The organism is Streptomyces sp. AMJ-169, from assembly GCF_055597585.1.
Map to the genome: position 1 here is coordinate 188309 of NZ_JBVLTJ010000003.1, position 17882 is coordinate 206190.

Consider the following 17882-nt stretch of genomic DNA (forward strand, 5'->3'; position numbering starts at 1 on the left):
TCAGCCTTCCCTGCGCTCGAAGTTGAGGCCGCCGGGGACCTGGAGGGTGGGGAGGATCTCGACATGGCCGATGTTGACGTGGCGGGGCGCGTCGACGGCGAACTCAATGGCGTCGGCGATGTCTTCGGGCTTCAGGGACTCGTACCCGTCGTAGTACTCGCGCTGCGCGGCCTCCATGTCGCCGAGGAGCCGGCCGAAGATCTCCGTCTCGACGCGGCCGGGGCAGATCTCGGTGACCCGCACGCGCCGCCCGTAGCCGTCGACGCGCAGCTGCCGCGAGAGCGTGTGCACGGCCGCCTTGGTGGCGTGGTAGATCGTGTTGCCGCCGAAGTTGTAGACGGCGGCGATGGAGCTGATGTTGACGATGTGGCCCCGGTCGCGCTCGACCATGCCGGGCATGAGGAGCCGTACGAGGTGCAGGACGGCCTGGATGTTGACGGCGACCTGCTCGTCGACGGCGAACTCGTCGGCGTTGAGGATGTTGCCGATCCGTGAGACGCCCGCGTTGTTGACGAGGACGTCGACCTCCAGCCCCTCCAGGACGGCCGTCAGCGCGTCGGTGTCGGTGATGTCGACGGGGTGCGGGGTGCAGCCGGTGGCGTCGGCGAGGGCTTCGAGGCGCCGGGCATCCCGGGCGAGCGCGTGGACGTGCAGGCCGCGCTTGGCGAGCCGTTCGACGGTGACCGCCCCGATGCCGGTGGAGGCTCCGGTGACGAGCGCCGTGCGGTAGTCGGAGATGGGCATGGTGCTCCTTGGACAGTGGGGGTTTTCAGGCGTCGCGCAGCGGCAGGTGCGCGCGGTCCTTGACACGGGAGACGGCGACGAGGGTGCCCAGCGCGGTGAGGACGGCGTAGTAGGCCGGCATGTGGACGTCACCGGTGCGGTCGATGAGGTAGGTCATGAGCAGCGGCGCCGTACCGCCGAACAGCGCGGCGGAGACGTTGTAGCCGAGCCCGTAGGCGGAGTAGCGGACCTTCGTCGGGAACAGCTCGACGAGCAGGATGTGGATCACCCCGGTGTGCCCGGCGAACACGACCGCCATCAGACACGCCCCGAGCACGGCGAGGAAGACGTTCCCGGTGCCGATCAGCAGATAGCAGGGGATGCCTACGACGGCCATGGTGAGCGCCGCGCCCGCGATGACCTTCTTGCGGCCGACCCGGTCGGAGAGCCGGCCCATGTAGGGGATGGCCAGGCAGATCGCGACCAGGCTTGAGGCGGTGACCAGGAGTCCCTGGACCTTGCTGAAGTCCAGCTCGCTGCTCATGAAGGTCGGCATGTAGGTGAACAGGACGTAGTAGCCGGAGCCGTTCATCAGCGGGATGAACAGGGCCAGCAGCATCGCGCGCCGGTGCTCGGCGGACGCGAACGCCTCCTTGAGCGGGTTGTGGGACAGGCCGCCCTCTTCTTTGAGCCGGGTGAAGTTGGGGGTGTCGCTGATCTGCTTCCGGATGTAGATACCGGTGATCCCGAGCGGCACGGCGAGCAGGAAGGGGATGCGCCAGCCCCAGGACTCCATGCGTTCGGCGCCGAGTCCGCTGGTCATCGCGGCGGCGATCAGCGTGCCGGTGAGCAGCGAGAGGAACGACGCGATCTGCGCGTAGCTGGTGTAGAGCCCGCGCTTGCCCTCGGGGGCGTGCTCGGCGAGGAAGCTCATCGCGCCGGACGCCTCGCCGCCGACGGAGAAGCCCTGCGCGACCCGCAGCAGGATCAGCAGCGCGGGCGCGGCGACACCGATCGCGGCGTACGTCGGCAGCATGCCGATCGCGGCGGTCGCGACGCTGATCAGCATGATGACGAAGACCAGCATCCGCTGGCGGCCGATGCGGTCGCCGAGGTGGCCGCAGATGATCCCGCCGAGCGGCCGGAAGAAGAACGAGACGGCGTAGCCGAGGAAGACGAGCTGTACGGCGTGGTCGGAGCCGGGGAAGAAGACGGTCGCGAGGGTGCCGGCCATGAAGCCGAAGATGCCGTTGTCGTACAGCTCGGCGAAGATGCCGACGCAGCCCGCGAGGGTGATCTTCCGGGCGGTTCTCGGATCGACGGTGTTGGGGACCGGTTGGGCGGCCACGGTGCTCATGGCGTCTCCTGACGTGCGCGAGGCGGGAGGCTCGGTGCGGGCGGGCCAGGGGGAGGGTGTGCGGGGGCGTCTACGGGGGTGTGGAGGGGCTTCGGCGGGCGTGTGGAGGGGCTTCCGCCCGGATCTGCGAGGTCCCGGGTCTACGGGTTCTCCGGGAGCTCCGGGCTCCCCGGCGGAATCCCGAGCGCGGTGAAGGCGGTGCGGACCCGGGTCGTGAGGGCGTCGATGGCCGTGCGGCGGGCGCGATGCGCGGCGACCGCCTCGGTGCGGGTGCGGCGGCGGAAGCGGACGGCCTGGCCGGGGCGGGCCTGGCCGAGGAGGTCGAGTCCGGTGGCGGTGACGACGGCGAGGACGGGGTAGCCGGCCGTGACGCCGCGCCCTCGGTGCAGCACGAGGAGTTCGTCCCCGGTGGGCACTTCGACGGCGCCGACGGGAACGCCGCGGGAGAGGACTTCGTTGGAGGAGGTACGGCGGGGCAGCGGGCCGTGCGGGGACAGCCGCAGGCCGATGTGGTTGCTGCGGGGCGTGATGGTGAAGGGGGTGTCGTACAGGCGGGAGGCGGTGGCGCCGAAGTCGGCCAGGTCGGGGCCGTCGGTGGTGTCGACGGTCCAGGTGGTGCCGGGAAGGTGCGCGGCAGGCGCGCGCAGGCGGAAGAGGGGGTGGTCGAGGGGCGGGCAGGACGTGCGGAGGGTGAGTACGTCGCCGGGGCGCAGGGTGCGGCCGAAGCCGAGGACGGTGTCGGGGGCGCAGCTGCCCTGGAGCCGGTCGGCCTCGAAGGAGCCGAGGATCGCGAGGTAGACGCGCAGGCCGAGGTGGATGCCGGTGACGCGGAGGGTCTCTCCGGCGCGCACGGACACCGGTTCCCACTGCGGGCGGGGCGCGCCGTCGACGGTGACGTGGGCGGGGGCTCCGGTGACGGCGACGAGGACGTCGCCGGACGCCGTGCACGCGAATTCGAGCGCCGTCAGCTCCAGCAGCGGGGCGCGCTCGGCGTTGCCGCACAGGACGTTGGCGACGCGGGCGGAGTGCTGGTCGAGGGCGCCGCTCGCGGGGAGCCCGTAACGGGAGCGGCCGGGCCGGCCGAGGTCTTGGACGGTGGTGAGGCCGGGGGTGCGGATGGTGAGGGTGTCAGCCATGGGGGGCCTTGGGGGCGGGGGTGAGGGCGGGGGCAGGGGGTGCGCCGGCCGGGCGGGCTTCGCTGTTCAGGTGAGCGGCGGTGTTCAGTCGGGCGGGGCTGCTCTCGTGGGCGATGCCGTTCACTCGGGCGGCGCTGCTCTCGTGGGCGGTGCTGCTCTCGTGGGCGGTGCCGTTCACTCGGTCCGAGCCGTCCGCGCAGAGCGTGCCGTCCGCCCGGTCCGCGCCGTCCGCCCAGGACATGCCGTCCGCCCGGTCCGCGCCGCTCGCCCAGGACACGCCGTCCACGCACTCCCCCAGCGACCGCCCCGCGTACTCGTCCCACTGGTCCGGTGTGATCGGGACGTAGCGGAAGGTGTCCCCGGGGCGGTAGGGCGTGAGGGGGTCGGCGTGGAGGTCGAGGACGCGTACCGGGGTGCGGCCGAGGAGGGGCCAGCCGCCGGGCGAGGGCATCGGGCAGATCACCGCCTGCCGGCCCGCGACGGCGACGGCGCCGGGCTCGACCCGGACGCGCGGCGAGGCCAGCCGGGGCACCGGCGCCGGGAACGGCGGCCCGTCCGTCATCGGCGCGCCGGCGGGGGCGCCGAGGCAGCGGACGGTGAGGTCGGTGCCGGAGTGGATCGCGATCACCTCCCCCTCGGTCAGCCCGAGTTGCGCGGCGACCTCGGGGAGGTCGGGGCCGAACTCGCCGCCGTAGACGACGGGGACGACGAACCGGCGGGCCGGTGGCGCGGGGTCGCCGCCGAGCCGGCCGGCCTCGCGCCGCAGGACGCTGCGGACGGTGGCGTGGTCGGTGACGGCACAGTCGAACTCGACGAGGAGGGCGTCGTAGGTGGGGACGAGCCCGTGCACACCGGGGAGCCGGACGGCGTCGAGGGCGGCGGCGAGGGTGTGGACGAACCGCCAGGCGGGGTCGGGGGCGAGGCCGAGGGGTTTGGCGACGAGGGCGGAGTCGCCGCAGTCGGAGAGGGTGAGGGTGAAGCCGGCCTCAGTGAGGGGAGCGTCGGCCTGGGCGTTGCCCGCCCCGGCGGCGGAGCCGTCCGTCACGGCGTCGCCGGCCCCAGAGGCGTCCGTCACGGCGTCGCCGGCCCCGGTGAGGGGAGCGTCGGCCTGGGCGTTGCCGGCCCCGGCGGCGGAGGCCTCCGTCACGGCGTCGCCGGCCCCAGAGGCGTCCGTCACGGCGTCGACGGCCCCGGTGAGGGGAGCGTCGGTCTGAGCGTTGCCGGCCCCGGCGGCGGAGGCCTCCGTCACGGCATTGCCAGTCCCGGCCCCGGAGCCGTCCGTCACGGCGTCGCCGACCCCGACTCCGGAGACGTCCCTCACGGCCCCGGCCCCGCAGGCATCCCCGCCCGCCCCGTTCGACTCGTACCTCATACGCCGCTCAGCACATCGTCGAGACACCCGAACTCCACGCCCGCCGCCAGCAGTTGCTCCCTGATCCGGCGGGCCAGGGACAGCGCCCCCGGGGTGTCGCCGTGCAGCAGGACCGTGTCGCAGGCGATCGGGACGTCGGTGCCGTCGACGCTCGCGATCACCCCCTCGGTGACCATCCGCAAGGTGCGCCGGGCGATCTCCTCCGGATCGTGGAGGACGGCCCCTGGTTCGCCGCGCGGGACGAGGGTGCCGTCGGCGCGGTAGGCGCGGTCGGCGATGCCCACGACGCCCACGCGCAGCCCGCGTTCCCGGGCGGCGTCGGCGAGTTCGCCGTCCTGGGCGAGGACGATGAGGGTGTCGTCGAGCGCGGCGACCGCGTCCGTGACGGCGCGGGCGTAGTCGGCGCGGACGGCGACGAGGTTGCCGAGCCTGCCGTGCGGGGCGACATGCCGGACCCGGGTGCCGTGGGCGGCGGCGAACGCCTGGAGCGCGCCGACCTGGTAGAGGACGTCGGTGCGGACCTCGTCCGGGGTGAGGTCCATCGCGCGGCGCCCGAAGCCGGCCAGGTCGGGGAAGCTGGGGTGGGCGCCGACGGCGACGCCCTGGGCGACGCAGGCGCGGACGGTGGCGTCCATGATGCGGGGGTCGCCGGCGTGGAAGCCGCAGGCGATGTTCGCGGAGGTCAGCAGCGCGAGGAGGGCTTCGTCGTCGCCCATGCGATAGGCGCCGAATCCCTCGCCGAGATCGGCCACGAGATCGACCGTACGGGTCATGACGCCTCCAAAAAGGGAAGGGGGGAACGACGACGCCTTGCGGGGAGCGGGGGGAATTCCCCACAACGTAGTGCGCGGCTCATCGGGCGACCAATACGCGTTCACTGTGGCGTTATCGCGGACCGTTATGACGGGCCTCACACCCGCCGGCGCCCGTGCTTCGGGGCGGCTCCCTACGATGAGGCTCCGCTCGACCGGAAGGCCCGCGTATGGACACCAGACGCCTGTACTCGTTCATCAAGATCGTCGACGCGGGCAGCATCACGCGCGCGGCGGACATCCTGCATATCGCGCAGCCCGCGCTGAGCCAGCAACTGTCGGCGCTGGAGGCGCAGTTCGGGCAGCAGCTGCTGATCCGCAGCAAGCGCGGGGTGGCGCCGACGGAGGCGGGGCGGGCGCTGTACCGGCACGCCCAGCTGATCCTGCGGCAGGTGGACCTCGCGCACGCCGCCGTGGACATCTCGGGCCGGGCGCCCGCCGGGAGCGTCTCGGTGGGGCTCGCGCCGTACAGCATGGGCGCGGCGCTCGCGCTGCCGCTGCTGCGCGGGGTGCGGGAGCGCTACCCGGAGATCCTGCTGCACATCAACGAGAACTTCGGCGGGGTGATCAGCGAGGCGATCATGACCGGCCGGATGGATCTGGCGCTGCTGTACGGGGGCGGTCCGCTGCGGGGCGTGCAGTTCGCGCCGGTGCGCTCGGAGGATCTGTTCCTGATCGGCGGGGAGGCGGCCGACGTCCGGCCCGGCGAGGACACGGGGGCGGGATCAGACGCCGTCCGCCTCGCCGACGTCGCGGGCGTCCCCCTCCTCCTCCCCAGCCGTATCCACACCGTCCGCCAGGTCGTGGACTCCGCTTTCCAGCAGCTCTCGCTCAGGCCGAACGTGGTGGGTGAGGTGGAGTCGGCGCTGACGCTCGTCAACGCGGTCGACGCGGGGCTCGGCGCGACCGTCCTGCCGTGGTCCGCCGCCCGCGCGATCCTCGACACCCGCGCCCTGTCCGCGCGCCGCATCACGGATCCGGTGATCCCGGTCAAGCTGTCCCTGGCGACGTCGGACAGCCAGCCCCTGTCCGAACCGGCGCTGGCCGTGCACGACGTGTTCCTGGAGCTGGTCACGGAGTTCGACGGATCGACCTGAAGCGCGCCGCCCAACTCCCTTGAAAGCGGCCGGAGTCGCCGCTCACTTCTTCCCGGTCACCGCCGCGAGGATGTTCTCCATGTCGACGCCGGCCGGACCCCGTACCGCCGTCGTGACCAGTTCGCGGATACGGGCGGCCGGGGCGGTGACGCCGTCCGCCCGGGTGAAGACCCACTCCATGATCTGCTCGGCCGCCAGCCCCTCCGGAGCGGTGCCCAGGTAGGGCAGGGTGTAGGCGGGGGTGCCGGGTTCGAAGCGCCAACTGTCCGCCAGTACACCGGTGTCGACGGTGTCCCAGCCGAGCGTGTCCATCAGCGCGGCCACCTCCGCCCGCGCGGCCGGGTCGTCGCCCGCGAGGGGCAGGGCGCTGCGGTCGGGGTCACCCTTCGGCCGGGCCAGCGTGAGGAGTTGGCGGAAGCCGATGTTGTTCATGATCTTGACGACCCGCGCTCCGGCCAGCTCCCGTTGCAGCAGGCCGCTGCTGGTCAGCTCCCCGGAGTCCAGCTCGGCGAACCGGCCGTCGCGCTCGGGGTAGTAGTTCATCGTGTCGATGACGGTCTTGCCCGCCAACTCCGCGACGGGCAGCGTGCGGTGGGCGCGGAAGGGGACGATCGCGGCGACGACGTCCCCGCTGCGGGCGGCCTCGGCGGGGGTGGCCGCCCTTGCGCGCGGGCCGAGTTCGGCGACGAGGCCGGCGAGGGCCTCGGGGCCGCGCGAGTTGCTGACGACCACGTCGATCCCGGCGGCCACCGCCAGCCGGGCGAACGTACCGCCGATCATTCCCGCACCGATGATGCCGAGGGTCTGGGGCATGGGGGGGCTCCGTTCGTAGAGGCGGCCGCGTAACCGGGGAGTGCCCCCGCATCCTCACACGGTAAGCGGGGACATGGTCCGCTTGTTTCGGCCAGATCGCGCCGGGGCCGACCGGACCCCCTAGGGCCTGTCCGGCGGATCAGGCTGGAGGAAATAGACGGTATCTGCCCAGCTCACGCGAGCGGGGTCTGGTGCGTGCAGCTGCAAGGCGGAGGAGGGCGTCGACGCGGAGCGTCGGCAACCGACGACAACGCCGCAGATGCGCGTGCCAGGGCCCGCGACCCCAGCAAGATCCGCCGGACAGGCCCTAGGCCGCCCAGCCCCCAGCCCTGTCACTCCTCGAACATCTCCAGCAGCCGCCGCGCCGTCGCCCCCTCCCCCGAGAGGAGTTCGCGCACCTCCATGCCCTCGTGCGCGACGTCGGCGCTGCGCGGGAACATGGTCTGCTCGTAGGCGGTGAGGGCGGCCTCGACGTCGTCCGGGTGGGCCGCGAGGGCGTGGGCGAGGTCGGCGGCGTCGAGCATCGCGAGGTTGGCGCCCTCGCCGTTGGGGGGTGTGAGGTGGGCGGCGTCGCCGAGGAGGGTGACGCCGGGGACGCGGTCCCAGCGGTGGGCGGGCGGCAGGGTGTACAGGGCGCGCAGCACGGGGACGGTGTCACTGTCGGTGATGAGGGCGGTCAACTCCGGTGCCCAGCCGTCGAATTCGGCGGCGACACGGGCGGCGGCAGCGGCCTGGTCGGTGAAGTCGAGCCGGGCGAACCACTCCTGAGGGCGCGTCAGGGAGATGTACCCGTGCACGGTGTCGCCGTACTCGCGGTGGATGAACATGTCCTGGCCGGAGCCGGGTACGACCGTCGAGCCCTGGCCGATCGCCTTCGCGGTCGCGGGGTGGCGGGTCTCGCTGTCGTGGAGGTAGACGTCGAGGTAGGAGGTGCCGGAGTACTCGGGCACGGCCGCCGAGAGCAGCGGGCGGACCTTGGACCAGGCGCCGTCGGCGCCGACCAGGACGTCGCTGGTCACGGTGGCGCCGTCGGCGAACGTCACCTCGTGCCGGCCGGCGCCGAGCGCGCGGACGCCGGTGACCTTGCGGCCCCAGCGGACGGTGCCCTCGGGGAGCGATTCGAGGAGGACGCGGCGCAGTTCGCCCCGGTGCACCTCGGGCCGGCCGCCCGTGCCGTCGTCGACCTTGTCCAGGAGGACGGTCCCGTCCGGTTCGAGGACCCGCATCGCCTCCCGTCCGGCCAGGATGACGGACCGGAACTCCTCCATCAACCCGGCGGCTTCCAGGGCGAGTTGGCCGTTGTAGTCATGGATGTCGAGCAGCCCGCCCTGCGCCCGGGAGTCGGGGGACGGCTCGGCCTCGTAGACGGTGGCGGCGATGCCGTGGACGTGCAGGACGCGGGCGAGGGTGAGGCCGCCGAGGCCGGCGCCGATGATCGTGACGTTCATGAGGGCTTCCCTTCGAGAGGTGAACGACTCCACCTTCGAGGACCTCGCCGACACCTCGCCGACAACGCGCCACCGGCGCCGACAGCACACCTACAGCCCGCCCGCACCCCCGGCCGGGCCGCCTTACGGAGAGCTTCCCGCGCCGAAATCCCCCCGAAACGCATGCCAGGTTCACTGATGGGCAACGATGATTCATGTCAGTGAACCCCTCTCGGGAGACCCCATGACGACCGATCTGGCCGAACTGGTCCGGGCCGACGGCATCGAGTTCGTCCTCGCCGTCTTCGTCGACCTGACCGGCAAGCCGTGCGCGAAGCTCGTCCCGGCCCAGGCCGTGGAGGAGCTGCGTGACGAGGGGGTGGGGTTCGCCGGGTACGCGGCCGGGGCCCTCGGCCAGCAGCCCGGCGACCCGGACGTGATCGCCCGCCCCGACGCCGCCTCGTACACCCCGATCCCCTTCGTCAAGCCGGGCCTGGCTCTCGTGCACTGCGATCCGCACGTGGAGGGGGCGCCCTGGCCGTACGCGCCGCGGGTGATCCTGCGCGGACTGCTGGAGCGGGCCGCCGCGCGCGGGCTCTCGCTGTCGGTGGGCGCGGAGGTGGAGTACTTCCTGGTCCGGCGCGACGAGCAGGGCACGCTGCACGTGGCCGACCCGCGCGACACGGCGGCCCAACCCTGTTACGACGCACGCGGGCTGACCCGGATGTACGACCACCTGACGGCCGTGTCGACGGCGATGAACAGCCTGGGCTGGGGCAACTACGCCAACGACCACGAGGACGGCAACGGGCAGTTCGAGCAGAACTTCAGGCACGCGGACGCCCTGACGACCGCCGACCGGGTCGTCACCCTGCGCTATCTGATCTCGGTGCTGGCCGAACAGCGGGGCATGACCGCGACGTTCATGCCGAAGCCGTTCACCGACCGCACCGGTACGGGCATGCACCTGCACATGTCGCTGTGGCGCGGCGCGGAGCCCGCCTTCCCGGACGCCGGTGACGCGCGCGGCCTGGGCCTGTCCCCGCTCGCGTACTCGTTCGTCGCCGGCCTCGTCGAACACGCCCGCGCCCTCCAGGCGGTGATCGCGCCGACGGTCAACTCCTACAAGCGCACGGGAGCCGTCTCCACCCGCTCGGGCGCCACCTGGTCGCCGCGCGTGGCGAGTTACGGCGGCAACGACCGCACGCACTTCGTCCGCGTCCCCGACGGCAACCGCGTCGAGCTGCGCGGCGGGGACGGCGCCGCCAACCCCTACCTCGCCGCTGCCGCCGCGCTGGCCGCCGGGCTCGACGGCATCGAACGCGGCCTGGACCCGGGCGAACCGGGCGCCGCCGGCAAGGGCCCGCAGCTGCCGCCGACGCTGCTGCACGCGGTGGACGCGCTCCAGGAGGACGACGTCATCAGCGGCGCCCTCGACGCGGCGGGCCCGGGCGTCAGCCAGTATTTCGCCGACCTGAAGCGCGCGGAGTTCTTCGACTGGCACGGCACGGTCGGCCCCTGGGAGCTGGACCGCTATCTGACCGCGTTCTGAAGGGACTTGAGATGTGCGGAATCGTAGGACTCCACCTGCGCGAGCCCTCTTTGGAGCCGAGGCTGGGCGAACTCCTGACGGCGATGCTGGGCCAAGTCACCGAACGCGGCCCGGACTCGGCGGGCGTGGCGGTCTACGGCGACCCGGTCTTGTCCCCGCCCGCCACAACTGCCGTGTCCTTGCTGGGCACTTCACCGGCCGAAGTCAAAGATGCCCTGCCGGACGCTTTCGTGTACGACGCCGACGCGACGACGGTCGTGCACGCCCCGCTCGCCGACGTGCGGGCCGCCCTCCCGCACGCCCGGGTGATCGGCTCCGGCGAGGGCTTCGCCGTCCTCAAGGGCACCGGAAACCCGGTGGAGTTGGCGGACCGCTTCGGGCTGGCCGGGATGACCGGCTGGCAAGGCGTCGGGCACACCCGGATGGCGACGGAGTCGGCGGTCACCCCGGAGGGCGCGCACCCTTTCTCCGTCGGTCCGGGCCAATGCCTCGTGCACAACGGCTCGTTCTCCAATCACGCGACGATCCGGCGTGAACTGCGCGCGCAGGGCGTGGAGTTCGACAGCGAGAACGACTCGGAGGTCGGCGCCCGCTTCATCGCGCACCAGCTGGAGCGGGGCGCGGACCTGGAGAAGGCGCTGCGGCTGCTGTGCGAACGCTTCGACGGTTTCTACACGTTGCTGGTGTCGACGGGTGACTCGTTCGCGGTGGTGCGGGACGCGATCGCGTGCAAGCCGGCGCTGGTCGCCGAGACGCCCGAGTGGGTGGCGATGGCCTCCGAGTACCGGGCGCTGGACGTCCTGCCGGGCATCGCGAACGCCCGCATCTTCGAACCCGAGCCGGAAGAGGTGTACATATGGCGACGCTGATCGACCTGTCCGAGACCCGGGTGCGGGAGCTGAACCAGGCACTGCACGCGCCGGACCCGGCCGCCTGGCGGGTGCTGAACCCGCGCGGCGCGCACGCGGTGGCCTGCGGGCTGTACGCCGCGCACACGGTCGACGTGGAGGGCCATGTCGGCTACTACTGCGCCGGGATGAACCAGCGGGCGACGGTCACCGTGCACGGCAACGCGGGCACGGGCGTGGCCGAGAACATGATGTCGGGGACGGTCCGGGTGCGCGGCAGCGCCTCCCAGTCGGCGGGGGCGACCGCGCACGGCGGGCTGCTGGTGATCGACGGCGACGCGTCCGCGCGCTGCGGGATCTCGATGAAGGGCGTGGACATCGTCGTCGGCGGGAACGTCGGCCACATGAGCGCGTTCATGGGCCAGGCGGGCCGGCTCGTGGTGTGCGGGGACGCGGGCGACGCGCTCGGCGACTCCCTCTACGAGGCGCGGCTGTATGTGCGCGGCACGGTCAAGTCCCTGGGCGCGGACTGCGTGGAGAAGGAGATGCGCCCCGAACACCTCGCGGAACTAGCCGAGTTGCTGAAGGCGGCCGAACGGGACGAGGACCCCGGGGAGTTCAGGCGATACGGCTCGGCCCGCGAGCTGTATCACTTCAAGACCGGCAACACGGCGTCGTACTGAGGGAGTTGCAGCACATGGAACCCGCGTCCCACGGACTGCGTGAGTCGGCGACCTTCGACCGTGCCACCATCCACGCCATCCAGCGCGCCGCCGAGACCGGTGTGTACGACATCCGGGGCTGGGGCGCCAAGCGTCAACTGCCCCATTTCGACGACCTGTTGTTTCTCGGCGCGTCCATGTCCCGCTATCCGCTGGAGGGTTACCGCGAGCGCTGTGACACGGACGTCGTGCTCGGCACCCGGCACGCGAAGCACCCGCTGCGGCTCGCGACCCCGGTGACGATCGCCGGGATGAGCTTCGGCGCGCTGTCGGCGCAGGCCAAGGAGGCGCTGGGCCGGGGCGCGAGCGAGGCCGGCACGTCCACGACGACCGGCGACGGCGGGATGACCCCGGAGGAGCGCGGCCACTCCAAGCACCTCGTGTACCAGTACCTCCCGTCCCGCTACGGCATGAACCCCGACGACCTGCGTGCCGCCGACGCCATCGAAGTGGTCCTCGGCCAGGGCGCCAAACCGGGCGGCGGCGGCATGTTGCTGGGGCAGAAGATCACCGAACGGGTCGCCGGGATGCGGACGTTGCCCGTCGGCGTCGACCAGCGCAGCGCCTGCCGCCACCCGGACTGGACGGGCCCCGACGACCTCGCCATCAAGATCCTCGAACTGCGCGAGATCACCGACTGGGAGAAGCCGGTCTATGTGAAGGTCGGCGCGACCCGGACGTACTACGACGTCAAGCTCGCCGTGCACGCGGGCGCGGACGTCGTCGTCGTGGACGGTATGCAGGGCGGCACGGCGGCCACGCAGGACGTGTTCATCGAGCACGTCGGCATCCCGACGCTGGCCGCGCTCCCCCAAGCGGTGCGCGCGCTGCGGGAGTTGGGGGTGCACCGGGAGGTCCAGCTGATCGTCTCCGGCGGTATCCGCTCGGGCGCCGACATGGCGAAGGCCCTCGCCCTGGGCGCGGACGCGGTCGCGATCGGCACGGCCGCGCTGATCGCCCTCGGCGACAACCACCCCAGGTACGACGCCGAGTACCGCCGACTCGGGTCGGCGGCAGGCTACTTCGACGACTACCAGGACGGCCGTGACCCGGCGGGCATCTCGACGCAGGACGAGGAACTGGCGGCCCGGCTCGACCCGGTCGCGGGCGGCCGGCGGCTCGCCAACTTCCTGCGGGTGATGACGATGGAGGCCCAGACCATCGCCCGCGCCTGCGGCAAGAGCCACGTCCACCACCTGGAGCCGGAGGACCTGGTCGCGCTGACCATCGAGTCCGCCGCGATGGCCCGCGTCCCGCTCGCCGGCACGGAGTGGATCCCCGGGGCGGGCCGGTGATCGCCGTCGTCGGCGCCGGCCTGATGGGCGCGGCCACCGCCTGGCAGCTGGCCCGGCGCGGCCACGAGGTGACCCTGATCGAGGCGTACGACATCGGTCACCGGCACGGCAGTTCGCACGGCAGCTCCCGCATCTTCCGCCGCGCGTACGCCGATCCGCTGTACGTCGGGCTGACCGGGCGGGCGTACGAGGAGTGGCGGGAGCTGGAGCGCGACAGCGGGACACCGCTGCTGCGGCTCACCGGGGGCCTGGACGTGGGTTCGGGCCGGGACCCGGAGCGGCTGGCGGGCCTGCTGGGGGCGGCCGGGGTCCCGTACGAGATCCTCAACTCGGCTGAGGCGCAGGGGCGTTGGCCGTTCATCCGGTTCTCCGGTCCGGTGCTGTATCACTCCGGGGCCGGGGTGGTGGACGCGGACGCGGCGGTCGCGGCCTGTGTGCGGCGGGCCCGGGAGCTGGGGGCGGCCGTGGTGACGGGGACGCGGGTGACGGGGGTCGCCGACGGGGTCGTACGGACCGGCGACGGGCGGGAGTTCGGTGCCGGGACCGTCGTGCTGGCGGCCGGGGCCTGGCTGCCCGATTTCCAACTGCCTTTCGAACTGCCCCCGTTGCGGGTCACGCAGCAGCAGGTCTTTCACTTCCGGCAGCGGGATCCGGGGGCGCGGTGGCCGGTGCTGGTGTCCAAGGACGCCGAGACGCAGGTGTTCGCGCTGCCTTCGGGGAGTGACGGCGGGGAGTTCCCTGCGGTGAAGGTGGCCGAGCACGACCGGGGGACGGTGACGACGGCCGGTGGGCGGACGGGGGTCGTGGACGCCGGTTCGCGGGAGCGGGTCGGCGCGTTGGTGGCGGAGCGGTTCCCGGGGCTCGATCCGGTGCCGGTGGCGGAGACGACGTGTCTTTACACCACGACGCCGGACGAGGACTTCGTCCTGGACCGGCGCGAGGGGGTGGTGATCGTGTCGCCGTGCTCGGGGCACGGGGCGAAGTTCGCGCCGCTGATCGGGGGGATGGCGGCGGATCTGGCGGTGGGCGAGGGGGAGGCGCCCGCGCGGTTCAGGCTGCGGAGGTGAGCGGGAGCGGAGGCGTACAGCACCGGCACGCGCCTTCTCCTCGTACGCCCCATGTGCAAAATGACCCCCATGACCACTGACACCGGACCGACCGACCCGCATGCCGCAGCCGCCGCGCTCCCCGACCGCGAGGTCGACCCCGGTGCGGCGGCGCAGGCGCTGGAGCTGGAGGTCGTCATCGGCCGGCAGGTCAGGGAGTACCGCACGGCGGCCGGCCTCTCCATCGCCGAGATGGCGTCCCGCGTGGGCCTCTCCAAAGCGATGCTGTCGAAGATCGAGAACGCCCAGACGTCGTGCAGCCTGACGACGCTGGGCCGGCTGGCCAACGGCCTGGGCATCCCGGTGACGGCCCTGTTCCGGGGCCTGGACGCGGACCGCGAGGCGGTGTACGTCCCGGCGGGCCACGGCGCGCGGATCGTCCGCCGGGGCAGCCGCGTCGGCCATCTCTACGAGCTGCTGGGCGCCCTGCGCGGCCCGCACAAGCGCATGGAGGCGGTCCTGGTCACCCTCACCGAGCAGAGCGAGGTCTTCCCCCTCTTCCAGCACCCCGGCACCGAGCTGCTCTACATGCTGGAGGGCGAGATGGCGTACGGCCACGGCGACTCCGTGTACACCCTGCGCCCGGGCGACGCCCTCCAGCTCGACGGCGAAGGCCCGCACGGGCCACAGGAGTTGGTGTCCTTGCCGATCAGGTTCCTGTCGGTGACGGCGTTCGGGGACCACGCGCCGCGGTGAGGCTGCGGTCCAGCGCCGTCATGACCAGGTACAGGACGCCCGCGCCGAGCATGAACCACGCCAGGTGATGCATCCCGGAGGTACCGGCGCGCTGCCCGAACGACGCGGCGGTGGCCGCCGACGCGACCATCGAGCCCAGGTAGGAGAAGGTGCGCAGCAGCCCGGCGGAGGAGCCCATCCGTTCCGGGTCGGCCTGCTGGTACACCGAGTTCTGCAAGCCGAGATTATTGGCGCCCTGGGGAATGCCGAACAGGACGGCCAGGAGCAGCAGCATCCACACCGGGCTCGCCGAGGTGAGCGTCAGCATCAGGGAACAGGCGGCGAGTTGGCCGACCGCCCCGACCAGCAGCTTCCCCCGGATCGCGGAACTGCGCCCCACGAGGACCGAGACGCCGATCCCCACCACGAACATGGGTATCTGTACGAGCCCGGCGCGCAGCGGCGTCAGCCCGTACCCCTCCTCCGTCCACTGCGTGAACCCGTAGAGGAACGCGTACGCCACGACGTACGCGACCAGCGCGCGGGCGTACGTCGCCAGCAGCGGGGTGTTCCCGGCCAGGACCCTGAGGTCTATGAACGGGGTCCGGGCCCGCAACTCCCGTACGGCGAAGGCGGATCCGGCGGCGAGGGTCAGCAGGGGCAGGTACCAGAGGCCGAGGTGGGGGTTCATCAGGAACAGCAGCAGGGAGACCAGCATGGCCGCGAACAGGGCCATCCCGGGCAGGTCCAGCTGACCCAGGCCCCGGGCCGTCGTAGGCGGCGCTTTCGGCAGGCGCAGGGCGCCGAGGGTCACCGCCAGGGCGGCCAGCGGGAGGTTCAGCGCGAACGTCGCCCGCCAGCCGCCGGCGCCGATCAGGAGGCCGCCGAGGAGGGGGCCGACGACGGCGACGGTCTGGTTGGCGACCGCCAGCGCCGTCAGGACACCCGCCGGGCTGTCCCGCCCGGTACGGCCGGACTCGGCGCGCAGCAGCGCCATCGCGGCGGGGTATCCGGCACAGGTGCCGAAGCCGAGCAGGACCCGGGCGCCGATGAGGGTCCCGAAGTTCGGCGCGAACATACCGACGGCGCCGGCGACGCCCACCAGGCTGGTGCTGATCAGGAAGAGGCGGCGGGGCCCGAAGAGGTCGATGAGCCGGCCGACGACCGGCTGGCCGAGGGCGGTCGCGACATACAGCGCCGAGACGAGCCACGCCGTCTGCGCGGGCGAGGCCCCGAACGCGGCACCGATGGGGATGAGGGCCACGGCGATGACGGTGGAGTTGACGGGGTTGAGCACCGAGCCGAGGAGCATCGGGGGGATGAGGCGACGGTCGAAACCGGTACCGGGGGCGTGGGTGACGGTGGCGGGCTCAGCCATGATCGGGGGCCGCCTGCTCGGCATCGGGCGATATGACCGACGGCTCGGCTGCGGCCGGGGCGGGCTCTCCGACCTGCGCGGACGGTGCCGCCGAGTGTCCGGCCGCTTCGTCCCACGCGGACGGTGTCGCCGGGCGCTCGGCCGCTCCGTCCCACGCGGACGCCGCCCCAGCACGGCCCGCCTCCCTGTCAGGCTTGGCCGGCCCCACCAGCCTCTCCAGCACCCCCATAGCCGCGATCACCGTCCGCCGCTCCTCCTCCGAGCACCTCAGCTCCAGTTCCCCCGCCAGCCACTCCCCCCGCGCCTGCCGGCCCTCCTCCGCGTGGCGGCGGCCCTCCGGCGTGAGCGCGACCAGTGTGCGGCGGCCGTCGCCGGGGTCGCGGCGTTTTCCGACCAGGCCCCGGGCGGCGAGCGCGGTGACGGTCGCCGCCATCGACTGGTGCCGCACCCCTTCCGCCGCCGCGAGTTCGCTCACCGCGAGCCCTTCGCCGTCGAGCAGCCGGGTCAGCACCGAGAGCTGCGGCAGGCTGACGTCCTCGCCGCTGCCGACGGCCCGCATCCGCCGCCGCAGCCGTCTGACGACGGCCCGCACCTCCTGGGAGGCCTGGACGGCGGACGGCGAGGGCTCGCGATGCTCGGTCATGCCTCCACCGTAGGAGCACCCGAACTTTTTGTACAGGTTACCTGCGCAGTTAACCTGCGAATGCCGCCCGGAACCTCTCCAGCGCCCGCTCGCTCTCCCCGCCCTGCGCCCACGCCTCCAGCGCGACCGTCCCCTCGTACCCGAGCGCGGCCAACTCCCGTGCGATCGCCGGGTAGTTGATCTCCCCCGTCCCCGGCTCGCACCGCCCCGGCACATCGGCGACCTGGATCTCCCCGATCAGCCCGGCCCCGTGCGCCCGCCGGACCAGCTCGATGAGGTTCCCCTCGCCGATCTGCGCGTGATAGAGGTCCAGGTTCATCCGCAGCCCGGGCCGGTCCACGGCCGCCACCAGCGCGAACGTGTCGGCGGCGGTCGCGAACGGGACGCCGGGGTGGTCGACGGCCGTGTTGAGGTTCTCCAGCGTGAAGACGACCCCCGCCCGCTCCCCCAGCTCGGCGAGGCGGGTGAGGGTGCGGTGGGCGGCGAGCCACATCTCACCGGTCGCGGGGCCGGCGACGGGTACGACGGGCAGGCCCTCGCCGTCGAGACCGGTGCCGTGCAGATTGAGCCGGGGGCAGCCCAGCTGCTCGGCGGCCTTCACCGACTCCTCGGCGGTGCGCAGGAGTTCGGCCGCGCCCTCCGGATCGGTGAGGCTGCCGCGCAGATAGCCGGTCATCGACACGAACTCGGCGGGCGTGCGGGCCAGCGCGTCGAGGTCGTGCCGGGACCAGTCCCAGATCTCCACCTGGAAACCGGCGTCGTGCAGCCGCCGGGCGCGTTCGTCGACGGGCAGGTCACGGAAGACCATCTCGGCGCAGACCGCCAGCGTGTACATGTCCGCTCTCCTTCGAGCCACTAAAACGTTACAGACGCGGGAGCAGTACGCCAGCCGTCCGGGGCGGCTGTCAAGGGCCGGGAGCTATAAC

16 protein-coding genes and 1 pseudogene are annotated in these 17882 nt (G+C 72.7%); 7 read left to right on the forward strand and 10 right to left on the reverse strand.

The genetic code is table 11. The features are described 5' to 3' along the window. From ACYUD3_RS09095 to ACYUD3_RS09115, 5 genes are all read right to left on the reverse strand, one after another. Positions 1–744, reverse strand: a complete 744-nt coding sequence (locus tag ACYUD3_RS09095; protein ID WP_470966456.1) for an SDR family oxidoreductase — start codon at positions 742–744, stop codon at positions 1–3. A 25-nt stretch (positions 745–769) separates the two neighbouring features. Continuing rightward, positions 770–2080 (reverse strand): MFS transporter, encoded by a 1311-nt coding sequence (locus tag ACYUD3_RS09100; RefSeq protein WP_470966458.1) that lies wholly within the window; start codon positions 2078–2080, stop codon positions 770–772. Between the two features lie 140 nt (positions 2081–2220). Then, on the reverse strand, positions 2221–3216 hold the full coding sequence (locus tag ACYUD3_RS09105; protein ID WP_470966461.1) for a 5-oxoprolinase subunit C family protein: 996 nt from the start codon (positions 3214–3216) through the stop codon (positions 2221–2223). Beyond that, positions 3209–4588: a 5-oxoprolinase subunit B family protein gene (locus tag ACYUD3_RS09110; protein WP_470966463.1), complete on the reverse strand. Its 1380-nt coding sequence runs from the start codon at positions 4586–4588 to the stop codon at positions 3209–3211. The genes ACYUD3_RS09105 and ACYUD3_RS09110 overlap by 8 nt, the downstream gene beginning before the upstream one ends. After that, positions 4585–5361, reverse strand: coding sequence for a LamB/YcsF family protein (locus tag ACYUD3_RS09115; protein WP_470966466.1), 777 nt, complete (start codon positions 5359–5361; stop codon positions 4585–4587). The genes ACYUD3_RS09110 and ACYUD3_RS09115 overlap by 4 nt, the downstream gene beginning before the upstream one ends. Before the next feature lie 209 nt (positions 5362–5570). Between ACYUD3_RS09115 and nac the strand changes: the two genes are divergently transcribed. Then, positions 5571–6497, forward strand: coding sequence for a nitrogen assimilation transcriptional regulator NAC (gene nac / locus ACYUD3_RS09120; RefSeq protein ID WP_470966468.1), 927 nt, complete (start codon positions 5571–5573; stop codon positions 6495–6497). A gap of 42 nt (positions 6498–6539) precedes the next feature. Here nac and ACYUD3_RS09125 read toward each other — a convergent pair whose 3' ends face one another. Next, on the reverse strand, positions 6540–7310 hold the full coding sequence (locus tag ACYUD3_RS09125) for an NADPH-dependent F420 reductase (RefSeq protein ID WP_470966471.1): 771 nt from the start codon (positions 7308–7310) through the stop codon (positions 6540–6542). A 332-nt stretch (positions 7311–7642) separates the two neighbouring features. Beyond that, positions 7643–8758, reverse strand: a complete 1116-nt coding sequence (locus ACYUD3_RS09130; RefSeq protein ID WP_470966474.1) for an FAD-dependent oxidoreductase — start codon at positions 8756–8758, stop codon at positions 7643–7645. 223 nt (positions 8759–8981) lie between these two features. Here ACYUD3_RS09130 and glnT point away from each other — a divergent pair, with 223 nt between their 5' ends. The 6 genes from glnT to ACYUD3_RS09160 all read left to right on the forward strand — a co-directional run bounded on the left by glnT (position 8982) and on the right by ACYUD3_RS09160 (position 14956). Further along, positions 8982–10289, forward strand: a complete 1308-nt coding sequence (glnT, locus tag ACYUD3_RS09135; protein ID WP_470966476.1) for a type III glutamate--ammonia ligase — start codon at positions 8982–8984, stop codon at positions 10287–10289. A gap of 11 nt (positions 10290–10300) precedes the next feature. Continuing rightward, positions 10301–11158: a class II glutamine amidotransferase gene (locus tag ACYUD3_RS09140; RefSeq protein WP_470966479.1), complete on the forward strand. Its 858-nt coding sequence runs from the start codon at positions 10301–10303 to the stop codon at positions 11156–11158. Next, a complete protein-coding gene (locus ACYUD3_RS09145) occupies positions 11146–11820 on the forward strand; it encodes a glutamate synthase (protein WP_470966482.1) in 675 nt (224 codons plus the stop codon). The genes ACYUD3_RS09140 and ACYUD3_RS09145 overlap by 13 nt, the downstream gene beginning before the upstream one ends. 14 nt (positions 11821–11834) lie before the next feature. Beyond that, positions 11835–13154 (forward strand): FMN-binding glutamate synthase family protein, encoded by a 1320-nt coding sequence (locus ACYUD3_RS09150; RefSeq protein ID WP_470966484.1) that lies wholly within the window; start codon positions 11835–11837, stop codon positions 13152–13154. After that, positions 13151–14221, forward strand: coding sequence for an FAD-dependent oxidoreductase (locus ACYUD3_RS09155; RefSeq protein ID WP_470966487.1), 1071 nt, complete (start codon positions 13151–13153; stop codon positions 14219–14221). The genes ACYUD3_RS09150 and ACYUD3_RS09155 overlap by 4 nt, the downstream gene beginning before the upstream one ends. A gap of 69 nt (positions 14222–14290) precedes the next feature. Beyond that, the gene (locus tag ACYUD3_RS09160; RefSeq protein WP_470966489.1) at positions 14291–14956 is read left to right on the forward strand and encodes a helix-turn-helix domain-containing protein; all 666 of its coding nucleotides are present in this window, start codon (positions 14291–14293) and stop codon (positions 14954–14956) included. Here the strand turns inward: ACYUD3_RS09160 and ACYUD3_RS09165 are convergent. The 3 genes and pseudogenes from ACYUD3_RS09165 to ACYUD3_RS09175 all read right to left on the reverse strand — a co-directional run bounded on the left by ACYUD3_RS09165 (position 14910) and on the right by ACYUD3_RS09175 (position 17791). Continuing rightward, the gene (locus ACYUD3_RS09165; protein ID WP_470966492.1) at positions 14910–16313 is read right to left on the reverse strand and encodes an MFS transporter; all 1404 of its coding nucleotides are present in this window, start codon (positions 16311–16313) and stop codon (positions 14910–14912) included. The two genes, ACYUD3_RS09160 and ACYUD3_RS09165, sit on opposite strands and share 47 nt — an antisense overlap. Before the next feature lie 208 nt (positions 16314–16521). Next, positions 16522–16956: pseudogene (locus ACYUD3_RS09170) on the reverse strand (MarR family winged helix-turn-helix transcriptional regulator); the annotation flags it as partial. 49 nt (positions 16957–17005) lie between these two features. Continuing rightward, a complete protein-coding gene (locus ACYUD3_RS09175; protein WP_470966494.1) occupies positions 17006–17791 on the reverse strand; it encodes a TIM barrel protein in 786 nt (261 codons plus the stop codon). Positions 17792–17882 lie beyond the last annotated feature (91 nt).